We start from the raw sequence: 15,790 nt of genomic DNA, 5'->3' as shown, positions 1-15,790 counted from the left end.
CTGCCCGACGCACGCGCGCAGCCGGTCCACGGGCCTGGCCGGGCGCTGCTCGGCAGGCGGCTGCGTCGTAGCCGCGCTGTTGGCCGGCGCGCACACCGGAAGGGGCGCTGTGGCCCAGAACCTCTGGTGCCGCCAGCGCGGCGAGGGCAGGTCGATCACCTGAGCGCCGGGATGCAGCGAGCGCCGGACGGTGACCGGATCCAGCAAACCGTTCGCCAGCATGGTCGCGACCGCCAGCCGGAACGTCGTGGCGTCATCGGTGTCGCGGCGCAGCGTCGGCACCAGCACGGCGTCATCGATCGCTGACGCGCCGAGCGTCTCAGTGATCGGATAAATCTGGGTCGGGTGCGGCGAGACCTCGACGAAGGTCCGGTAACCGTCCTCGGCAGCGGCCATCACCGCTTGCTGGAAGCGCACCGGCTGACGCAGATTCCGCGCCCAGTATGCGGAATCGAGAATGTAGTCGCCGCGCGGGTCGTCCTCGACGGTCGTATACAGCGGACACGCGGGCCGCCGCGCGGTCACCGTGCCGATCTCGGCAAGGAATGGTTCGAGCAGCGGCTCCACCTGCGGCGTGTGACCGGCTGCGGTCACGTGCAGCGGACGCGCGGTGCCGCCGTCCTCGCTGACCGACTGGACGAGTTGTTCCACGTCGCCTGACGTTCCAGCGACGACGCACTGCCGCGGCGACGAATGCACCGCCACGCGCAGGCTGGGCAGAACCTCAGCGAGCCGTTCGATGTCCTCCGGTGCGCGATCGACGACGGCCATCGCCCCGCCGGAGAGCCCTTCGAGCAGGCGGGAGCGCGCCGCGATGATCCGCGCGCCGTCCTCGAGGTCCACGGCGCCGGCCACGACGGCCGCCGCGACCTCTCCCATCGAATGCCCGATCACCGCGGCCGGTCGCAATCCGTGCGCCCGCCACAGTTCGGCCAGCGCGACCTGCACCCCGAACAGCACCGGCTGCACGATCGCCGTCCGAGAAAGGTCGGCGCCGGGCTGCAGATGCGAGCGCAGCGACAAGCCCGCGTGCGAGCGCAGCAGCGGTTCGAGCTGGTCGATCGCCGCGGCAAAGGCCGGCTCAGTGCCGAGCAGGCGACGCGTCATGCCAGACCACTGTGAGCCGTAGCCGGAGAACACCCAGACCGCTCCGGACCGGCCCGCGCCCACCGATCCACTGGTGACACCGGGATGCGGCTGGTTCTCAGCGAACTTCGTCAGGGCTCTGACCACCTCGTCGCCGGACCTCGCGACGACGGCGATTCGGTGCCGGCCCTTGCCGAGGCGCCCGGCGAGAGTGTGCCCGACGTTCGGCAGGCCGGCCGCCTGACCGCGCGGCGAATCGAGCCAGGCGGCGAGGTCCGCCGCGTCCTCGCGCAGTCGCTCCGGGGTCGGTGCGTCGAGCGGCAGCACGGACGGCGCGATCGAGTTCGCGGTGACCGCCGCGGGCTCAGCGTTGCGCTGGCCGCTCGGCGCAGGCGCGCGGCGGACCGTCCGCTTCGGCCGATATTCCTGAAGCAGCACGTGCGCGTTGGTGCCGCCGAATCCGAAAGCTGAGACGCCCGCTGTGGCAGTACCCGAGTACCTGGGCCAGGGTTCCGGCTCGGTGACGACGCGCAGCCGCTGCGCGTCGAAATCGATGTGCGGACTTGGCGCGGTGAAGTGCAATTGCGGGGGCAGCACGCCGTGATGCAACGCCAGCACCGTCTTGATCAGCCCGGCGATTCCGGCCGCCGCTTCGAGGTGCCCGAGGTTCGTCTTCACCGAGCCGATCAGAAGCGGTTGGTCGAGGCTGCGTGAACCGCCCAGAACAGCACCGAGGGCACCGGCCTCGACCGGATCGCCGAGCGCAGTGCCTGTTCCGTGCGCTTCCACGTAGTCGACCTGAGCACCATAGATATCTGTACCGTGTTCGCCGTACACGTCCGCGAGCAGCGCCCGCTGAGCCTCGGCATTCGGGGCGAGCAGACCGTTCGAGCGGCCGTCCGAGTTGACCGCGCTGGCCCGGATGACCGCGAGCACGCGATCGCCCGCAGCCTCGGCGTCCGCGAGACGGCGCAGCACGACGACCGCGCAGCCCTCCGCCCGCACCATCCCGTCGGCGGCCGCGTCGAACGTCTTGCAGCGCCCGTCGGGCGCGAGCGCACCGGCCCGCTGAAAGCTCAGCGTGAGGGCGGGGGAGAGCAGAACGTTGACACCGGCGGCAAGCGCGGTGTGACACTCCCCGCTCGTCAGGCTGCGTACCGCGTGATGGACGGCGACCAGCGACGACGAGCACGCGGTGTCCACGGCGAGACTCGGTCCGCGCAGATCCAGCGCATAGGACAGGCGGTTCGCCGCGATGCTCAACGCCGCCCCCGGCGCGCTCCAGGCTTCGACCCGATCGAGCTCCGTCGTGGTCAGCCGCGCGTATTCGTTCCCGCTGATTCCCACGAACACGCCGGTACGGCTGCCGGCGAGCGCCGCCGCCGGGATCGCCGCATGGTCAAGGCTTTCGCGGGCCACCTCCAGCAGCAGCCGCTGCTGCGGGTCCATCGCGGCGGCCTCACTCGGCGCGATACCGAAGAACGCGGCATCGAATCCGGCGACATCGTCAAGGAATCCGCCATGTCGGTTGACCTGGCTCAGAGCCGGATCATCGGGTGCTGCGAATCCCTCCCACCGTCCCTCCGGCAACGTACCGACCGCATCGACGCCGTCGAGCAACAACCGCCAGAACGCCTCCGGGGAGCGCACTCCGCCCGGCAACCGGCAGCCGATCCCGACCACGGCGATACCTGCCGCACGGTGCGCGTCGAGGGCGGCCTTACCTGCCGCAGGAAGGGTTTGCGGCGCACGAACTGCGGCGCCCGAATCAGACGAAGCCGTCGCCGCCGCTGCGACGAAGCGCGTCAGCGAGTCCAACGTCGGGGCTTCCCACAGCAGCGTCGCCGGCAGCGCGCAACCTGTCAGTTCACTGATCTCGGCGGCCAGCGCGACCGCGTCGCGCGAGGTGAGCCCCAGCTCCGCGAGCGGCCGGTCCGGCGCCACCTGAGCCGGATCGACGCCGTGCCACTCGCGCAGCCGGTCCGTCACCAGGCGGCGGACCGACCCGGCCGGATCGGCCGGGCCCATCAGACACGCTCCGGTTGCCTGGCGAGACAGCCGTCGTATTCGCCCCTCAAGAACGCGAGCCGGCACGCGCTGCGCGACACCTTGCCGCTCGACGTGCGCGGCACGCTGCCCGGTGGGACGAGCACGAGCTGGTCCAGCCGCAGTCCGTGGGCGATGGAAACCCGGGCCCGGGCCGCTCGATCCGCCTCCTCGCGCAGTGCCTCATCGGGCATGAGGTCTCGGCGGTGCTCGGCGACGGCCACGATCAGCTCCCTGTCATCCTGCGGGACGCCGAAGACCGCGACGCGGCCCTTCCGGACCGACGAGAGGGCGCTCTGAATGCTCTCCTCGATGTCCTGCGGGTAGTGGTTGCGGCCGTCGACGATCAGCAGATCCTTGAGCCGCCCGGTGACCAGCAGCCGGCCGTCGTGCAGCGCGCCGAGGTCTCCGGTGCGCAGCCAGGGCCGGTCGCCGGTGCCCGGCAGCACGAGGCCAAAGGTCTCAGCGCTCTGCTGCGGTCGCCGCCAATAGCCCACACCGATGTTGGGCCCGCGCAGCACGATCTCGCCGACGGCTTCCTGCGGCAGCGGCAGCTTCGTCACTGGATCGATGATCAGAAGCTCCTGGCTCGCCGGAAGACCGCAGGCGACCAGCGAGACGACATCGTCACGAGCGTCAGTGTGCTGATCAAAAGCGGGCTGATCGAAACCGTCGCCCGCTGCGACCGGCCGGTCCGTCGCCGCCGCGATGAGGCCGTCCGCGAGCGCGTCACGCCTGCAGACCAGCTCGCGCGGGGCCGCCTGCGGACCGTCGGTGGTCACGAAGACCGTCGCCTCCGCCAGACCGTACGACGGGCACAGCGCCTGCGCGCGCAGCCCCACGCCCGCGAACGCCTGGCGGAAGCGGCGAAGGGTCTCGATCCGCACCGGCTCGCTGCCGTTGACCAGGGCACGTACTCGGTCCAGCCGCACCTCGCCGAGCTGCTCGGCGGCGACCCGGGCGACGCAGTACTCGTAGGCGAAGTTCGGGGCCGCGGACAGCGCGCCGGGGAACTGGCCCAGCAGCCGCAGCCACCGCTCCGGCCGTTCCAGGAACGCCACCGGGTCCATCAGCACCGAGGGGAAGCCGGCCACCAGCGGGGTCGCGATGCTCAGCACCAGGCCCATGTCGTGGAACAGCGGCAGCCAGGCCACCGCGGTGGTCGGACCGTTCCCGATGTCGAACGCGGCCACGCCCTGCAACGCGTTCGCCACCACATTGCGGTGGGTGATCATCACGCCCGCCGGGGTCCGCGTCGAACCAGAGGTGTACTGCAGATACGCGACGTCCTCCGGATCAGGCTCCGTCGTCCCCGGCCACACAGCGGCGGTGCCGGACACGCGAGCCGCGTCGTCCACTCGGACCAGTGGCAATCCGGCCGAGAGCACCGCTGCCGCAGAGCCCTGCGTCGCACGGGCACTCTCGGCAGTGACGAGCGCGCACGCCGGTTCGCAGTCATCGAGCACCGCGGCGATCCGGTCCTCGTGACCGGGCAGGTCCGGCGGGAACAGCGGCACCGCCACCACGCGCGCCATCAGGCAGCCGAGGAAGGCTGCCACATAGTCGAGCCCTTGCGGTAGCAGCAGCGCCGCGCGATCACCCGGTCGGACTACATCAGCGAGTTGAATCGCCACCGCCTCGGCCCGCGCGAGCAGCTGACTCCACGTCAGGGTGCGATGGCGGCCCGGCGAGTCCGGCTCGGGGTAGTCCACGAAAGTGAAGGCACGCTGGTGCGCACGCTCGGCGGCCAGCCGGCGCAGCCGTTCGACGAGCAGCCGATCCGTATTGGCCGGATCCGACGAGAGCGCGGAATCAGAAGGCATGCACGCTCCAGCGCAACAGTAGACGACGCGTTGACCTCAACAGGTCAACACAGTGCGTCGTCTTCGCGCATCACCTCATGACTGAACGGGTGACGACGGTTCGCCCGATATGCCTAGGCGGGCCGCCCGCGGTGTGACAGAGCTAGGGCGCGCCGGCCAGTGTCTTACGCAGCCGCTTGACCGGACTGCCCAGCCCGAACCGCTCGGCCAGCGCCTCCAACCCGTCCGGATCCGCCGCAGACGAGGGGAGCCGGGAGTCCACCGGCACCGTCGGCGCGTCGGCTCGCACCCGCACGACCTGCGGCGCGACGGCCAGATACGCGCGGGCCGCGTCAAGGCGCTTGCGCGCGGCCGCCTTGAGCGCGGAACCCGGATCGTCGAGCGCGGCGAGGATGCCCTCCAGCGAGCCGAACTCGGCGACCAGCGCGGCCGCGCTCTTCTCCCCGATCCCGGCGACGCCCGGCAGGCCGTCGCTCGGATCGCCGCGCAGCGTCGCGAAGTCCGCGTAGCCGCGCCCCGCGATGCCGTACTTGGTGATCAGCGTGCTGTCGTCGACGACTTCGAGCTTGGAGACACCGCGCGCGATGTTCAGCACTCGTACCTCGCGCTCGTCGTCGACGAGCTGGTACATGTCCCGGTCTCCGGTCACCACGTCCACCGGACCGTCGTGCGCCGCGGCGTAGGCGGCGATGGCGTCGTCGGCCTCGAACTGATCCGCCCAGCCGCGCGCGATCCCGAACGCGTCAAGCACTGCCTCAAGCACCGGGACCTGCGGACTGAGCGTGTCCGGCACGACCTCGACGGACGCGCTCACCGGTCGCTCGGCGCCTTCCTTCGCGTTCGCGTCGGCACTCGGACCCGCTCCTGCCGGGGCTTCCGCCGCCACTTCCAGTACCCGGTGCGCCTTGTACGACGGGATCGCCGCGACCCGGAACGCGGGCCGCCAGTCCGCGTCGAAGCATGCGATCAGCCGGTCCGGCCGGTACGCCGTGACCAGCGCGGAGATGAAATCCACCGTGCCGCGTACCGCGTTGACCGGCATTCCGTCCGGAGCGGTGATGGATTCGGGTAGGCCGAAATACGCCCGGAAGTAGAGCGTCGGGGTGTCGAGAAGCATCAGCCGGTCAGCCACCGGATCAGCTTCCCACACGCCACCTACAGGAATGTGCGTCCCTCGCCGCGGTACGTCGGCACCGTCGCGGTAACGGAGTCGCCCTGGATGAGGTGCAGGTCGGCGAAGCGCTCACACAGCTCACCGGCCTTCGCATGCCGGAACCACACCCGGTCACCGACCGCCAGGTTGTTCGCATCGTCGCCGAGCAGCGGGGTCTGAACTTCCCCGGCCGCCTCCTGCGGGTCATAGCGCAGGCCAGCAGGCAGGTAGGGCTGCGGTAACCGGTCGGTGCCAGGTGGGCCTGAGGCGATGTACCCGCCGCCCAGCACCGTCACCACGCCGAGACCTGGCCGCCGTACCACAGGCAGCGCGAACATGGCCGCCGGGCGCCCGGTCACCATCCGATAGCCGTCGAACAGGCGCGGCAGGAACAGACCGGAGCCCGCGCCGATCTCGGTCACCGACTCCTCTGCAGCCGTCCGCTCCACCGAGCCGGTGCCGCCCCCGTTCACGAACTCCAGCTGCGCTATCTCCTTGACCGCCGCCACGATCGCCGCCCGCCGCTCGGCCAGTTCCGCCGCGCTGCCGCGTTGCATCGCGCGTACCGCGAACCCGCGCGCCGGTCGTCCGGGCGGCGCGTCACCCACGCCCGCGATCTGCGCCTCGTACGCCATCAGCCCGACCAGCCGGAATCCGTGCCGGTCCGCGGCCTCCCGGGCCACCGCGGCGACCGCGGCGGGGGAGTGCAGCGGCGAGCGGCGCGCCCCGATACGCACCCGACCACCCAGTGGCCGCCACGAGGCGTCGATGTCCACGCAGACCCGGATCGGCGCGGCGTCCGGCACGTCGGCGGTCGCCTTCTCGATCAGGTCGAGCTGCTCGACGGAGTCGATCATGAGGGTGACGGTGTCGGCGGTGCGGGCGTCCGCGGCCAGCCGCCGCAGCGCCGCCCGGTCCACCGTCGGATAGCCGACCAGAATGTCATCGAACCCTGACCCGGCCAGCCACAACGCCTCGGGCAGGGTAAAGGCCAGAAGACCGCGGAAGCCCTCGAGCGCGAGCACCGCGCGCAGCACCTCGCGGCTGCGCACCGACTTCGTCGCGACCCTGATCCGCTTGCCCCCGGCCCTTCTGACCAGCTCTGTCGCGTTGTAGCGCAGCGCCGCCAAGTCCACGACCGCCAACGGAGGATCCAAGTGCGCGGTGGCGTGGTTCAGGCGGTCCAGGTCGGTCACGCTCCGAACCCTTCCATACCCGGGTCGCCCGGGTAAGACCGATTAGATCCCGGAAAGGTCTCGACCTGGTGACCTTCGCCGGGCGGCCGGTCTCGTCCCGCTGTCGGCCGCCGGAGGGGTGCACTAAGGTTCAACCTGATCAAAGCCGCGGCCCGGCGAGCCGGGTGACAGAACTGGGGGCGACCATGGCAGCGGACGACCCGGGGACCTCCCGGGGCGCGCACTGGGCGCACGAGGGCGAGCCGGGTCGGCCTGAGGCGACCCGGGCGGAAATAGCCGAGGTCGTCGAAGTGGGGCCCGAGGGCGTCGCAGGGCTGGATATCGCCGAAGTCACCCAGACGCCGGCCCCCGCTCCCGCGCCGCCGCCGCTTGCACAAACGCCGTACGCTCAGCCGCCGCAGGCACAACCGCAGTACCCCCAGCCGCCCTCCGCGTCGCCCCAGCCGACGCAAGCACAATCGCCCTCCGCGTCGCCCCGGCCGCCGCAGTACCCGTATCCGCAAGGACAGCCGCAACCGCAGCTGTATCCGCAAGGGCAACCGCAGCCTTCGGCCGCGTACCCTCAACCTCCCGCCGGTTACCCGCAGCCACCAGGCGCCTCTCCGCAGCCCCCGGCCGGTTACCCGCAACCTCCGGCGTACCCGCAGCAGCCGTTCTACGGCTGGGGAGCCCAAGCCCCACTGCCGCCTGCGCAACCCAAGGTGTCCCTGCCTCGCCGCACGCTCGCCATCGCCTCGGCGATCGTCGTCATCGCGGTGCTCGCCCTCGCGGTCGGCCTCGTCATGGCGCAACCCTCGGGCGGCGCCGCCGCGAAACGCACGAGCGGCGCAGCAGCCCAAGACGAGGCCGCGCGCGCCGTCTGGCGGTCCGCCACCGTCGAGCAACTCCTGCCCACCTCGATCAAACGTGAGGGCACCGAGACCTACCTGAGGCTCGGCATCGACCCCGACGAGTCCTGCGCCAAGCTCCCGGCCGCCTTCACCCGCGAGCTGGCACCCACCAAGTGCACGCACGTGCTCTCGGCCACCTACGCCGACCGCACCCAAACCGTCACGGCCACAGTCGGGATCGTCGTGCTCAGCGGAAGCGTCGCCGACCGGCTGCGCTTCTTCCAGACGTGGACCCCGGACTCGAACGCGAACAACGCGGCGATGATGCCGCACGCGTACCCGGTACCGCGCACGATCGCTGCCCAGTTCACCGACGCGCAGCGGGTCACCTGGCAATCGCAGGCGTCCTCGGACGGCACCTATCTGGTGTACGCGGTCGCCGGATTCACCGACGGACGCAGCGGACCGGGCGCCGCCGCCATGGCCGCCAGTTCCGGCTCTGCGCTCAGCTCCAGCTCGCCGGCCGTGCAGGTCGCCGGGGACCTCCCGGCAGCGATCCAAGACCTGCTCTCCACCCGGATCCAGGATTCTCAGGACGGTGCCTCATGACGCGCCGCGTCCTCGCGCAACCGCGCACCGGAAGCGTCCGGACTCGCAGCACGCGCCGGTTCGCGTCAGCCGCCGCCGCGCTCGGCTGCCTCGCCACGTACACCTTCGCCACCGCCGCGCCGGCCCGCGCGGACGACATCCGTGACCGGGAATGGCCGCTCGCCTTCCTCGACGCCTCCGCCGCCAACCGGATCAGCACCGGCTCCGGCGTCACCGTCGCGCTCCTCGACTCCGGCGTCATGACCAGCCGAGCCGACCTGACCGGCCAAGTCACCACCGGACCCGACTACGCCGGCGGGAGCGAGCACCCCGGCAACACCGGCTGGGGCGAGCACGGAACCTGCATGGCCTCGATCATCGCCGGGCACGGCCGTGGCGGAGCCAACGGGATGCTCGGGATCGCGCCGGCCGCTCACGTACTGTCCGTGCGCGTTATCCGCGACGACGACGCTCCCGACATAAACCAACCCACCAAGAGCAGCACGCCGATCTCCGACGGCATCCGGTACGCGGTGGACCACGGTGCCCAGGTGATATCGATGTCGCTCGGCGGCAGCGACGCCGGCGCGGACACCGACTCCACGCCCGAGGCCGACGCCATCCGCTACGCGCTCGACCACAACGTCGTCGTCGTGGCGGCGGCGGGCAACTCGGCGGACAAGGGCAACGCGATCCAGTTCCCGGGCGCCGAACGCGGCGTGATCAGCGTCGCCGCGGTGGACTCCGCCGGACGTCACGCCGCGTTCTCCACGACCAGCTGGGACGTCTCGGTCGCGGCCCCCGGCGTCAACCTGCCCTGCGACGCGGCGGCCAGTGACGACGAGTACCTGCTCGGCGACGGCACCAGCCAGGCCACCGCGTACGTCGCGGGCATTGTCGCGCTGCTGAAGGCGGAAAACCACGCGCTCAGCCCCGCCCAAATCCGCGACATCCTCGAAAGCACGGCGCGCGACAAGCCCGCCGGCGGCCGCGACGACCGGCTCGGCTTCGGCATTGTGGACCCGGTTGCCGCCCTCAAGGAAGCCAGCGCGACGAAAGCGGTAGCCGAGACGCCTGCCGGAGCCAACGCCGGACCGGCCAGCGGCCACTTCGGCTACGGCCAGGCCACCGTGGTCAGCGAGGCCGCGCCCTCCTTCGGCGCGCTCTCACGCGCGGTCGTGGGCGGCATCGTGCTGCTCGCGGCGGCCGGTGCGATCGCTTTCGTCATGCTGCGCCGGGCCCGCCGGGAAGCTCTCGCTTCGCTTCCGCCCGCCCCGCTCTATCCGCAGCCCTACGCGCCTCAATACGGCACCACTCCGGCAGCGGCCCCGCCACCGCTCCAGCCTCAGTACCCGCCCCAGCAGCCGCCGCAACAACAGTTACCGCAACAACCGCCGGCCGGCCCGCCGCTGACCCCGCCGACACCGCCGAACTAGGCGAAGGGGACCGGTGCCCACCGCGGATGGCTAAGCTCAACGGGTGACTGACTTCCGCGGCCGTACGCTCCAACCGACCGGCTTCGAAGGCGACGACGGCTCAGCCGACGAAATGCTGACGCAGGCGCTCGCCGCGCACCACCGCGGCGAGCTCGACCGCTACGCCCTCTACCCGGTCCTCGCCCGCAAGCGCGTGCTCGCCCCGGTCGTCGCGCTCCTCGGCGAGAGCGAAGCCGCCGGGACCGGAGTCGGCGGCGCCGAGCTGCGCCGCGACAAGGACAGCGAAATGGCCCTGGTCACGCTCGTCGCCTCCGACGGTGCGAAGGGCGTGCCGGTGTTCACCTCGACCGAGAAGCTCGCGGTGTGGGGCGCGACCGCCGGCTTCCCGGCCGCCAGGCCCGTGCCGGTCTCGATCGAGAAGGCCGCGGCCGCCGCCCTCCAGGAGGAGGCGGACGTGCTGCTGCTCGACCTCGGCACCGACGAGCAGTTCGAACTCGCCGGAGCCGCCCTGCGCGCCTTCGCCCGCGGCCGGGTGCCGACGCCGCCGGACTCCGACAAGGAGGTGGTCGCGGCGCTGCTCGTCGTGCTCCGCTCGGTGCCCGAGGTCGCCGACGCGCTGGAGAGCGCGCGCGTTGGTGCGTTCGCCGAGGGGGCGGTTCTCGAACTCGGATTCAAGCCTGGGATCGACCCGCAGACCCTCACCGAGCCGCTGCGCGTCGTCGCGGAAGCGATCTCCGCCGACCCGTTGCTGCGTGACCGGTTGGGTGACGGCCTGTCAATTGTCGCCGCGCCGTAGCTGAACGCGGCAGCTCGCGCTAAGGCAGCACCGGTCCGGTCAGCTTCTCACCGGGTGCCGCGCCAGGCGGATCCGGCACCAGCGACGCCTCGCGGAAAGCCAGCTGCAGAGTCCGCAATCCGTCCCGCAGCGGTGCCGCGTGCTGCGAACCGATCTCCGGAGCAGCGGCCGTGACCAGGCCCGCCAGAGCGGTGATCAGCTTGCGTGCCTCGTCCAGATCGGCGGGATGCGCACTCCCGTCCGGAGCCGGTTCGCCGAGACCCAGTTGCACCGCGGCCGCCGTCATCAGGTGCACCGCCAGCGTCGCGATCACCTCGACCGCCGGCACCTCGGCCAGATCTCGGGGCAAGGGCAGGCCGTCGGCGGCGGGGTTCGTCTGACTCATGTCTTGATCTTACGTATGGATCCCCTCCGCGAAGGTGGTACCCTTGACGCCAGCGACCGACTGTTGACGTGCCTCAAGCGCGTCGGCAGTCCGCAAGTGGAGGGCCCACCTCCCACCCGATCGACTAAGCGGCCGACGGGTAACGGTCCCGAGCACGACGGATAGCCCTGTGCGTTCCGTTGTGTGGCGTCTGCGTTTGTAGATGCCCCGGTTGGTGGAGCTCTGCATGGAATACATGCGGGGCTTTTTTGTTTGCCGGTACGGGTCGCGTTATCTTCGCGCGCCCTTCAGTGGATTAAGGCGGTGCGGGCTCCCAACCGTACCGCCATACGGTCGGACGGCTCACGGCTCGCCGTACCGGCCGGCTTCAACCTAGGAGGCCCCATCAGCGCCGAACCCCGCATTAACGACCGGATCCGGGTGCCCGAAGTGCGCCTGGTCGGACCCGACGGCCAGCAGGTCGGGATCGTGGCGATCCAGGATGCCCTGCGTCTGGCCCAGGAGGCCGATCTGGACCTGGTCGAGATCGTGCCGACCGGTCGCCCGCCGGTGGCCAAGCTCATGGACTACGGCAAGTACAAGTACGAGTCCGCGATGAAGGCCCGTGAGGCGCGCAAGAACCAGGCGCACACGATCATCAAGGAGATGAAGCTCCGGCCGAAGATCGATCCGCACGACTACGAGACCAAGAAGGGTCACGTGGTGCGGTTCCTGAACGCCGGGGACAAGGTCAAGATCACGATCATGTTCCGCGGCCGCGAGCAGTCCCGGCCCGAGCTCGGGCGGCGCCTGCTCGACCGGCTCGCCTCGGACGTCGAGGACCTCGGCTTCGTGGAGTTCGCGCCCAAGCAGGACGGGCGCAACATGATCATGGTGCTGGGACCGCGCAAGAAGAAGGTCGAGGCGATGGCCGAGGCCCGCGCCGCCAAGGCGGCCAAGGCCCAGGACGGCGGGCGCGTCCGCGACCGCGAGGAGCACGCCCCCGCCGAGGCGGAGGCGCCCGAGACCGAGATCGCGGCCGCGGCGGCCGACCCGGCCGAGCAGTAGCCAGGACCGGCAGGAAGAACCGAGCGACACGGGCAGGCGGCGGCGCGGCCGCCGCCCCCGCGTACTCGCGTACGCGCCGAATGAGGAATGAAGGAGAACGGCTCACCATGCCGAAGAACAAGACCCACAGCGGGGCCAAGAAGCGGTTCCGCCTCACCGGCAGCGGCAAGGTCAAGCGCGGTCAGGCCGGCAAGCGCCACCTGCTCGAGCACAAGCCGTCCACCTACACCCGCCGGGTGACCGGCGAGGTCGTGGCGTCCCCCGCAGACACGAAGAAGATCAAGCGGCTGCTCGGTAAGTAAGCCAAGCCTCCGTACGGCACCTGCCGACAGACCACTGACGAGCTGAGGGGAAAGGCGGCGCACGACCCGCCGCGCGCCCCGCGCAAGGAGTTGAGAACGACATGGCACGCGTGAAGCGGGCGGTCAACGCCCAGAAGAAGCGCCGCGCGATCCTCGAGCAGGCCAGCGGCTACCGCGGCCAGCGCTCGCGCCTGTACCGCAAGGCCAAGGAGCAGGTCACCCACTCCCTGGTGTACGCCTACCGGGACCGCAAGAAGCGCAAGGGCGACTTCCGGCGGCTGTGGATCCAGCGGATCAACGCCGCGGCCCGCGCCAACGGGATCACCTACAACCGCTTCATCCAGGGCCTCAAGGCCGCCGGCGTCGAGGTGGACCGCAAGATCCTCGCCGACCTGGCCGTCAACGACGCCGCGGCGTTCACCGCGCTGGTCGAGGTCGCCCAGAAGGCGCTGCCGTCCGACGTGAACGCGCCGAAGGTCGCGGCCTGACCGCGCACCGGCTGACGCCCCCCGACGTGGCGGGCCGCCCCGCGATCACCTCCCCCCGCTCCAGCCGGGTGGTGGCCGCGCGGCGGCTCGCCACTCGCTCGTTCCGGGCCAAGCAGCGGCTGTTCCTCGCCGAAGGCCCGCAGGCCGTACGCGAGGCGGCCGGGCACCCGGCGGGCATCGCCGAGCTGTACTTCACGCAGGCCGCCGCCGACCGGCATCCCGAACTCATCGAGGCCGCGTACGCCGCCGGAGCCGCCCTGCTGCCGACCACGGACGAGGTCGTCGCCTCGCTGAGCGACACCGTGCATCCGCAAGGCATGGTCGCGGTGTGCCGGTATCTCGATACGGCGCTCTCCGATGTCCTTAGCGCCCCCGCGCGCCTCGTCGTGCTCCTCGCGCACGTCCGTGACCCCGGAAACGTCGGCTCGGTCATCCGCGCCGCCGACGCCGCCGGAGCGGACGCGGTTCTGGTCAGCGGCGAGTCCGTCGACGTGTACAACCCCAAGGCCGTGCGCGCGTCCGTCGGCTCACTGTTCCATCTCCCGATAGTCATCGGCGTATCAGTGGAGTCCGCGATCGAGCAGTGCCGCGCCGCCGGCCTGCGCGTTCTCGCCGCCGACGGGACCGGTCCGCTCGACCTCGACGACGAAGCCGACTCCGGCGCGCTACGCGCCCCCACCTGCTGGCTCTTCGGCAACGAGGCCTGGGGCCTGCCCGAGGGACTTCGGACCCTGGCCGACGCCGTGGTCCGAGTGCCGATCCACGGCAGGGCGGAAAGCTTGAACCTGTCCACCGCCGCGGCCGTGTGCCTGTATGCATCGGCGCGCGCTCAGCGTCGAGAGCCGTGAGCGTCAGGTAGTGCACGAAGCGAACGCCGCGTGCGTATGCATACGCAGGCGCATAGACGTCGCATCGGCTGCGACTCTGGCGGAAACGGCGCGCGAACGACAATGATGGCGACCGGACAGCGAAATCGACGGACCAATCCCGTCGACTGCCGGCTCCGAACGGCAGGCGGCGGTGACTGAGGCTATGGGCAGCGGGCGACGTTCCTTACTCGGGGCGAATCGTTCCATCCGTGGAAAGGGGCGCGGGATGTTGGACGCACCGAGCGCGGTCGAGCGCGCGGCTGATCCGACAGCGGCCGACCCCACCGCGGCGCTGGAGCCCGGAGACGGCAACGGATTCGGCTACGCCCCGCGGGACGTGACACCGGCGGTCGCGCGTCCCTCCCGTGTCGCGCCAGCGCGCTCCACGGAGGACGGCATCATTCTCGGCAACCAAGGCATCGGAATCGACTACGACGAGCTGCCTGACGGCGTCGTCATCGCCGACCGCGACGGCCGCGTGATCGTGTTCAACCGCGCCGCCGTGCGGATCACCGGAATCGAGGCCGCGTCAGCGCTCGGCAACCGTCTGGCCGACGCGCTGCCCCTGGAAGACCTCGAAGGCCGCAGCTGGTGGGACGGCACCGATCCGTACGGCGGCCTCGCCATCCGCACCGGGCAGCCGGAAACCCACCTGCTCCTTCCCGGCGGCCGCGACGTGCTGGTCACCTCCCGGTTCGTGCGCGAAGACGGGGCGGTACAGCGCGTCGTCGTCGGCCTGCGCGACACCTCCGCGCGAGCCCGCGCCGAGCGCCGTCACGCCGACCTGATCGCCACCGTCGCCCACGAACTGCGCTCCCCGCTCACCAGCGTGAAGGGCTTCACCGCGACCCTGCTGGCCAAGTGGGAGCGCTTCACCGACGACCAGCGCAAACTCATGCTGGAAACCGTCGACGCCGACGCGGACCGGGTCACCCGGCTGATCGCCGAACTGCTCGACATCGCGCGCATCGACTCCGGCCGCCTGCAGCTGGCCCGCTACGCCGTGGACATCGAGGAACTGGTCCGCGACCAGATCTCAGGCATGGTCGCGGCCGGACAGCCGGAGGACCGGCTCGTCGTCGCGGCGCACGAGACGCCGCCGGTCTTCGCCGACCCGGACAAGCTGCGCCAGGTCCTCGCCAACCTGCTCGAGAACGCGGTACGCCACGGCGACGGCCGGGTAACCGTCACGATCGACGCCGCGGAACCCACCGCATCCACGACCGCCCCAGCCGCTGCCGAAAGCGCGTCCGGCCTGGTCACGGTGACAGTCGACGACGAAGGCCCCGGCATCCCACCGGAGATGCTCGGCCGGGTTTTCACGAGATTCTGGCGCGGTAACAGGCGCGGCGGCACCGGCCTTGGCCTGTACATCGTCAAGGGCATTATCGAGGCACACGGCGGCACGATCACCGTCGGCCCAGCTCCGTCCGGTGGCGCACGCTTCCGATTTACCGTGCCCGCCGCCTGACCGAGCACCGCACCTCATTCACACCTCATCAGGTCGGCGGGTCTTACCCACCCCTGGTACCGCCTAAGCTTGCCTGAGCGCACCCGCGCGGCTGTGCCAGGCATCGCGCCATGACGCCGTACCGCACAGTCCCCGATCGAGCGCGCCCGCGTGGCGCTGGAGAGCGGAAGTAGAGCAACCGGATGTCTGCACCGAACAAGACCTTCGACCCGGTCGAGGTCGAAGCGCTCAAGCCCGGGGAAGTCGAGCGCGCCCGCGACGAGGCCCTGGCCGC

At 71.1% G+C, this 15,790-nt stretch carries 13 protein-coding genes; 8 read left to right on the top strand and 5 right to left on the bottom strand.

The annotated features are described in order from the left end of the window. The 4 genes from VFB40_RS03505 to VFB40_RS03490 form a co-directional block, all read right to left on the bottom strand. Positions 1-3,114, bottom strand: a 3,114-nt coding sequence (locus VFB40_RS03505) for a type I polyketide synthase (protein ID WP_324847800.1), incomplete at its 3' end; no start/stop codon positions are given. Then, positions 3,114-4,955 (bottom strand): fatty acyl-AMP ligase, encoded by a 1,842-nt coding sequence (locus VFB40_RS03500; RefSeq protein WP_324847799.1) that lies wholly within the window; start codon positions 4,953-4,955, stop codon positions 3,114-3,116. The genes VFB40_RS03505 and VFB40_RS03500, both read right to left, overlap by 1 nt. Before the next feature lie 142 nt (positions 4,956-5,097). Then, on the bottom strand, positions 5,098-6,072 hold the full coding sequence (locus VFB40_RS03495; RefSeq protein WP_349261327.1) for a 5'-3' exonuclease: 975 nt from the start codon (positions 6,070-6,072) through the stop codon (positions 5,098-5,100). A 38-nt stretch (positions 6,073-6,110) separates the two neighbouring features. Next, positions 6,111-7,304: an amino acid deaminase/aldolase gene (locus VFB40_RS03490; RefSeq protein ID WP_324847797.1), complete on the bottom strand. Its 1,194-nt coding sequence runs from the start codon at positions 7,302-7,304 to the stop codon at positions 6,111-6,113. A 701-nt stretch (positions 7,305-8,005) separates the two neighbouring features. Between VFB40_RS03490 and VFB40_RS03485 the strand changes: the two genes are divergently transcribed. Genes VFB40_RS03485 through VFB40_RS03475 form a run of 3 tightly spaced genes read left to right on the top strand, consistent with a single transcriptional unit; the run spans position 8,006 to position 10,954 of the window. Then, a complete protein-coding gene (locus tag VFB40_RS03485; protein ID WP_324847796.1) occupies positions 8,006-8,743 on the top strand; it encodes a hypothetical protein in 738 nt (245 codons plus the stop codon). Next, entirely contained in the window at positions 8,740-10,158 is a 1,419-nt protein-coding gene (locus VFB40_RS03480) for a S8 family serine peptidase (protein ID WP_324847795.1), read from the top strand. Before VFB40_RS03485 ends, VFB40_RS03480 begins: the two co-directional genes overlap by 4 nt. Positions 10,159-10,201: 43 nt before the next feature. Beyond that, positions 10,202-10,954, top strand: a complete 753-nt coding sequence (locus tag VFB40_RS03475) for an SseB family protein (RefSeq protein WP_324847794.1) — start codon at positions 10,202-10,204, stop codon at positions 10,952-10,954. Positions 10,955-10,973: 19 nt separating this feature from the next. On the opposite strand, the gene VFB40_RS03470 is transcribed toward VFB40_RS03475, so the two are convergent. After that, positions 10,974-11,339 (bottom strand): DUF1844 domain-containing protein, encoded by a 366-nt coding sequence (locus tag VFB40_RS03470; RefSeq protein ID WP_324847793.1) that lies wholly within the window; start codon positions 11,337-11,339, stop codon positions 10,974-10,976. A 420-nt stretch (positions 11,340-11,759) separates the two neighbouring features. On the opposite strand from VFB40_RS03470, the gene infC reads away from it, so the two are divergent. From infC to VFB40_RS03445, 5 genes are all read left to right on the top strand, one after another. Continuing rightward, entirely contained in the window at positions 11,760-12,386 is a 627-nt protein-coding gene (infC, locus tag VFB40_RS03465) for a translation initiation factor IF-3 (protein WP_414642022.1), read from the top strand. Positions 12,387-12,493: 107 nt separating this feature from the next. Continuing rightward, entirely contained in the window at positions 12,494-12,688 is a 195-nt protein-coding gene (gene rpmI, locus VFB40_RS03460; protein WP_324847792.1) for a 50S ribosomal protein L35, read from the top strand. 101 nt (positions 12,689-12,789) lie between these two features. Further along, a complete protein-coding gene (gene rplT, locus VFB40_RS03455) occupies positions 12,790-13,176 on the top strand; it encodes a 50S ribosomal protein L20 (protein ID WP_324847791.1) in 387 nt (128 codons plus the stop codon). 26 nt (positions 13,177-13,202) lie between these two features. Then, on the top strand, positions 13,203-14,024 hold the full coding sequence (locus VFB40_RS03450) for a TrmH family RNA methyltransferase (RefSeq protein WP_324847790.1): 822 nt from the start codon (positions 13,203-13,205) through the stop codon (positions 14,022-14,024). 247 nt (positions 14,025-14,271) lie between these two features. Continuing rightward, positions 14,272-15,516 carry a sensor histidine kinase gene (locus VFB40_RS03445; protein WP_324847789.1) on the top strand — a complete coding sequence of 415 codons (1,245 nt, stop codon included), beginning with the start codon at positions 14,272-14,274 and terminating at the stop codon, positions 15,514-15,516. Positions 15,517-15,790 lie beyond the last annotated feature (274 nt).

It is taken from the genome of Actinocrinis sp. (genome assembly GCF_035650855.1).
Classification (GTDB): Bacteria; Actinomycetota; Actinomycetes; order Streptomycetales; family Catenulisporaceae; genus Actinocrinis.
This window is presented reverse-complemented; position numbering and strand designations above follow the sequence as displayed.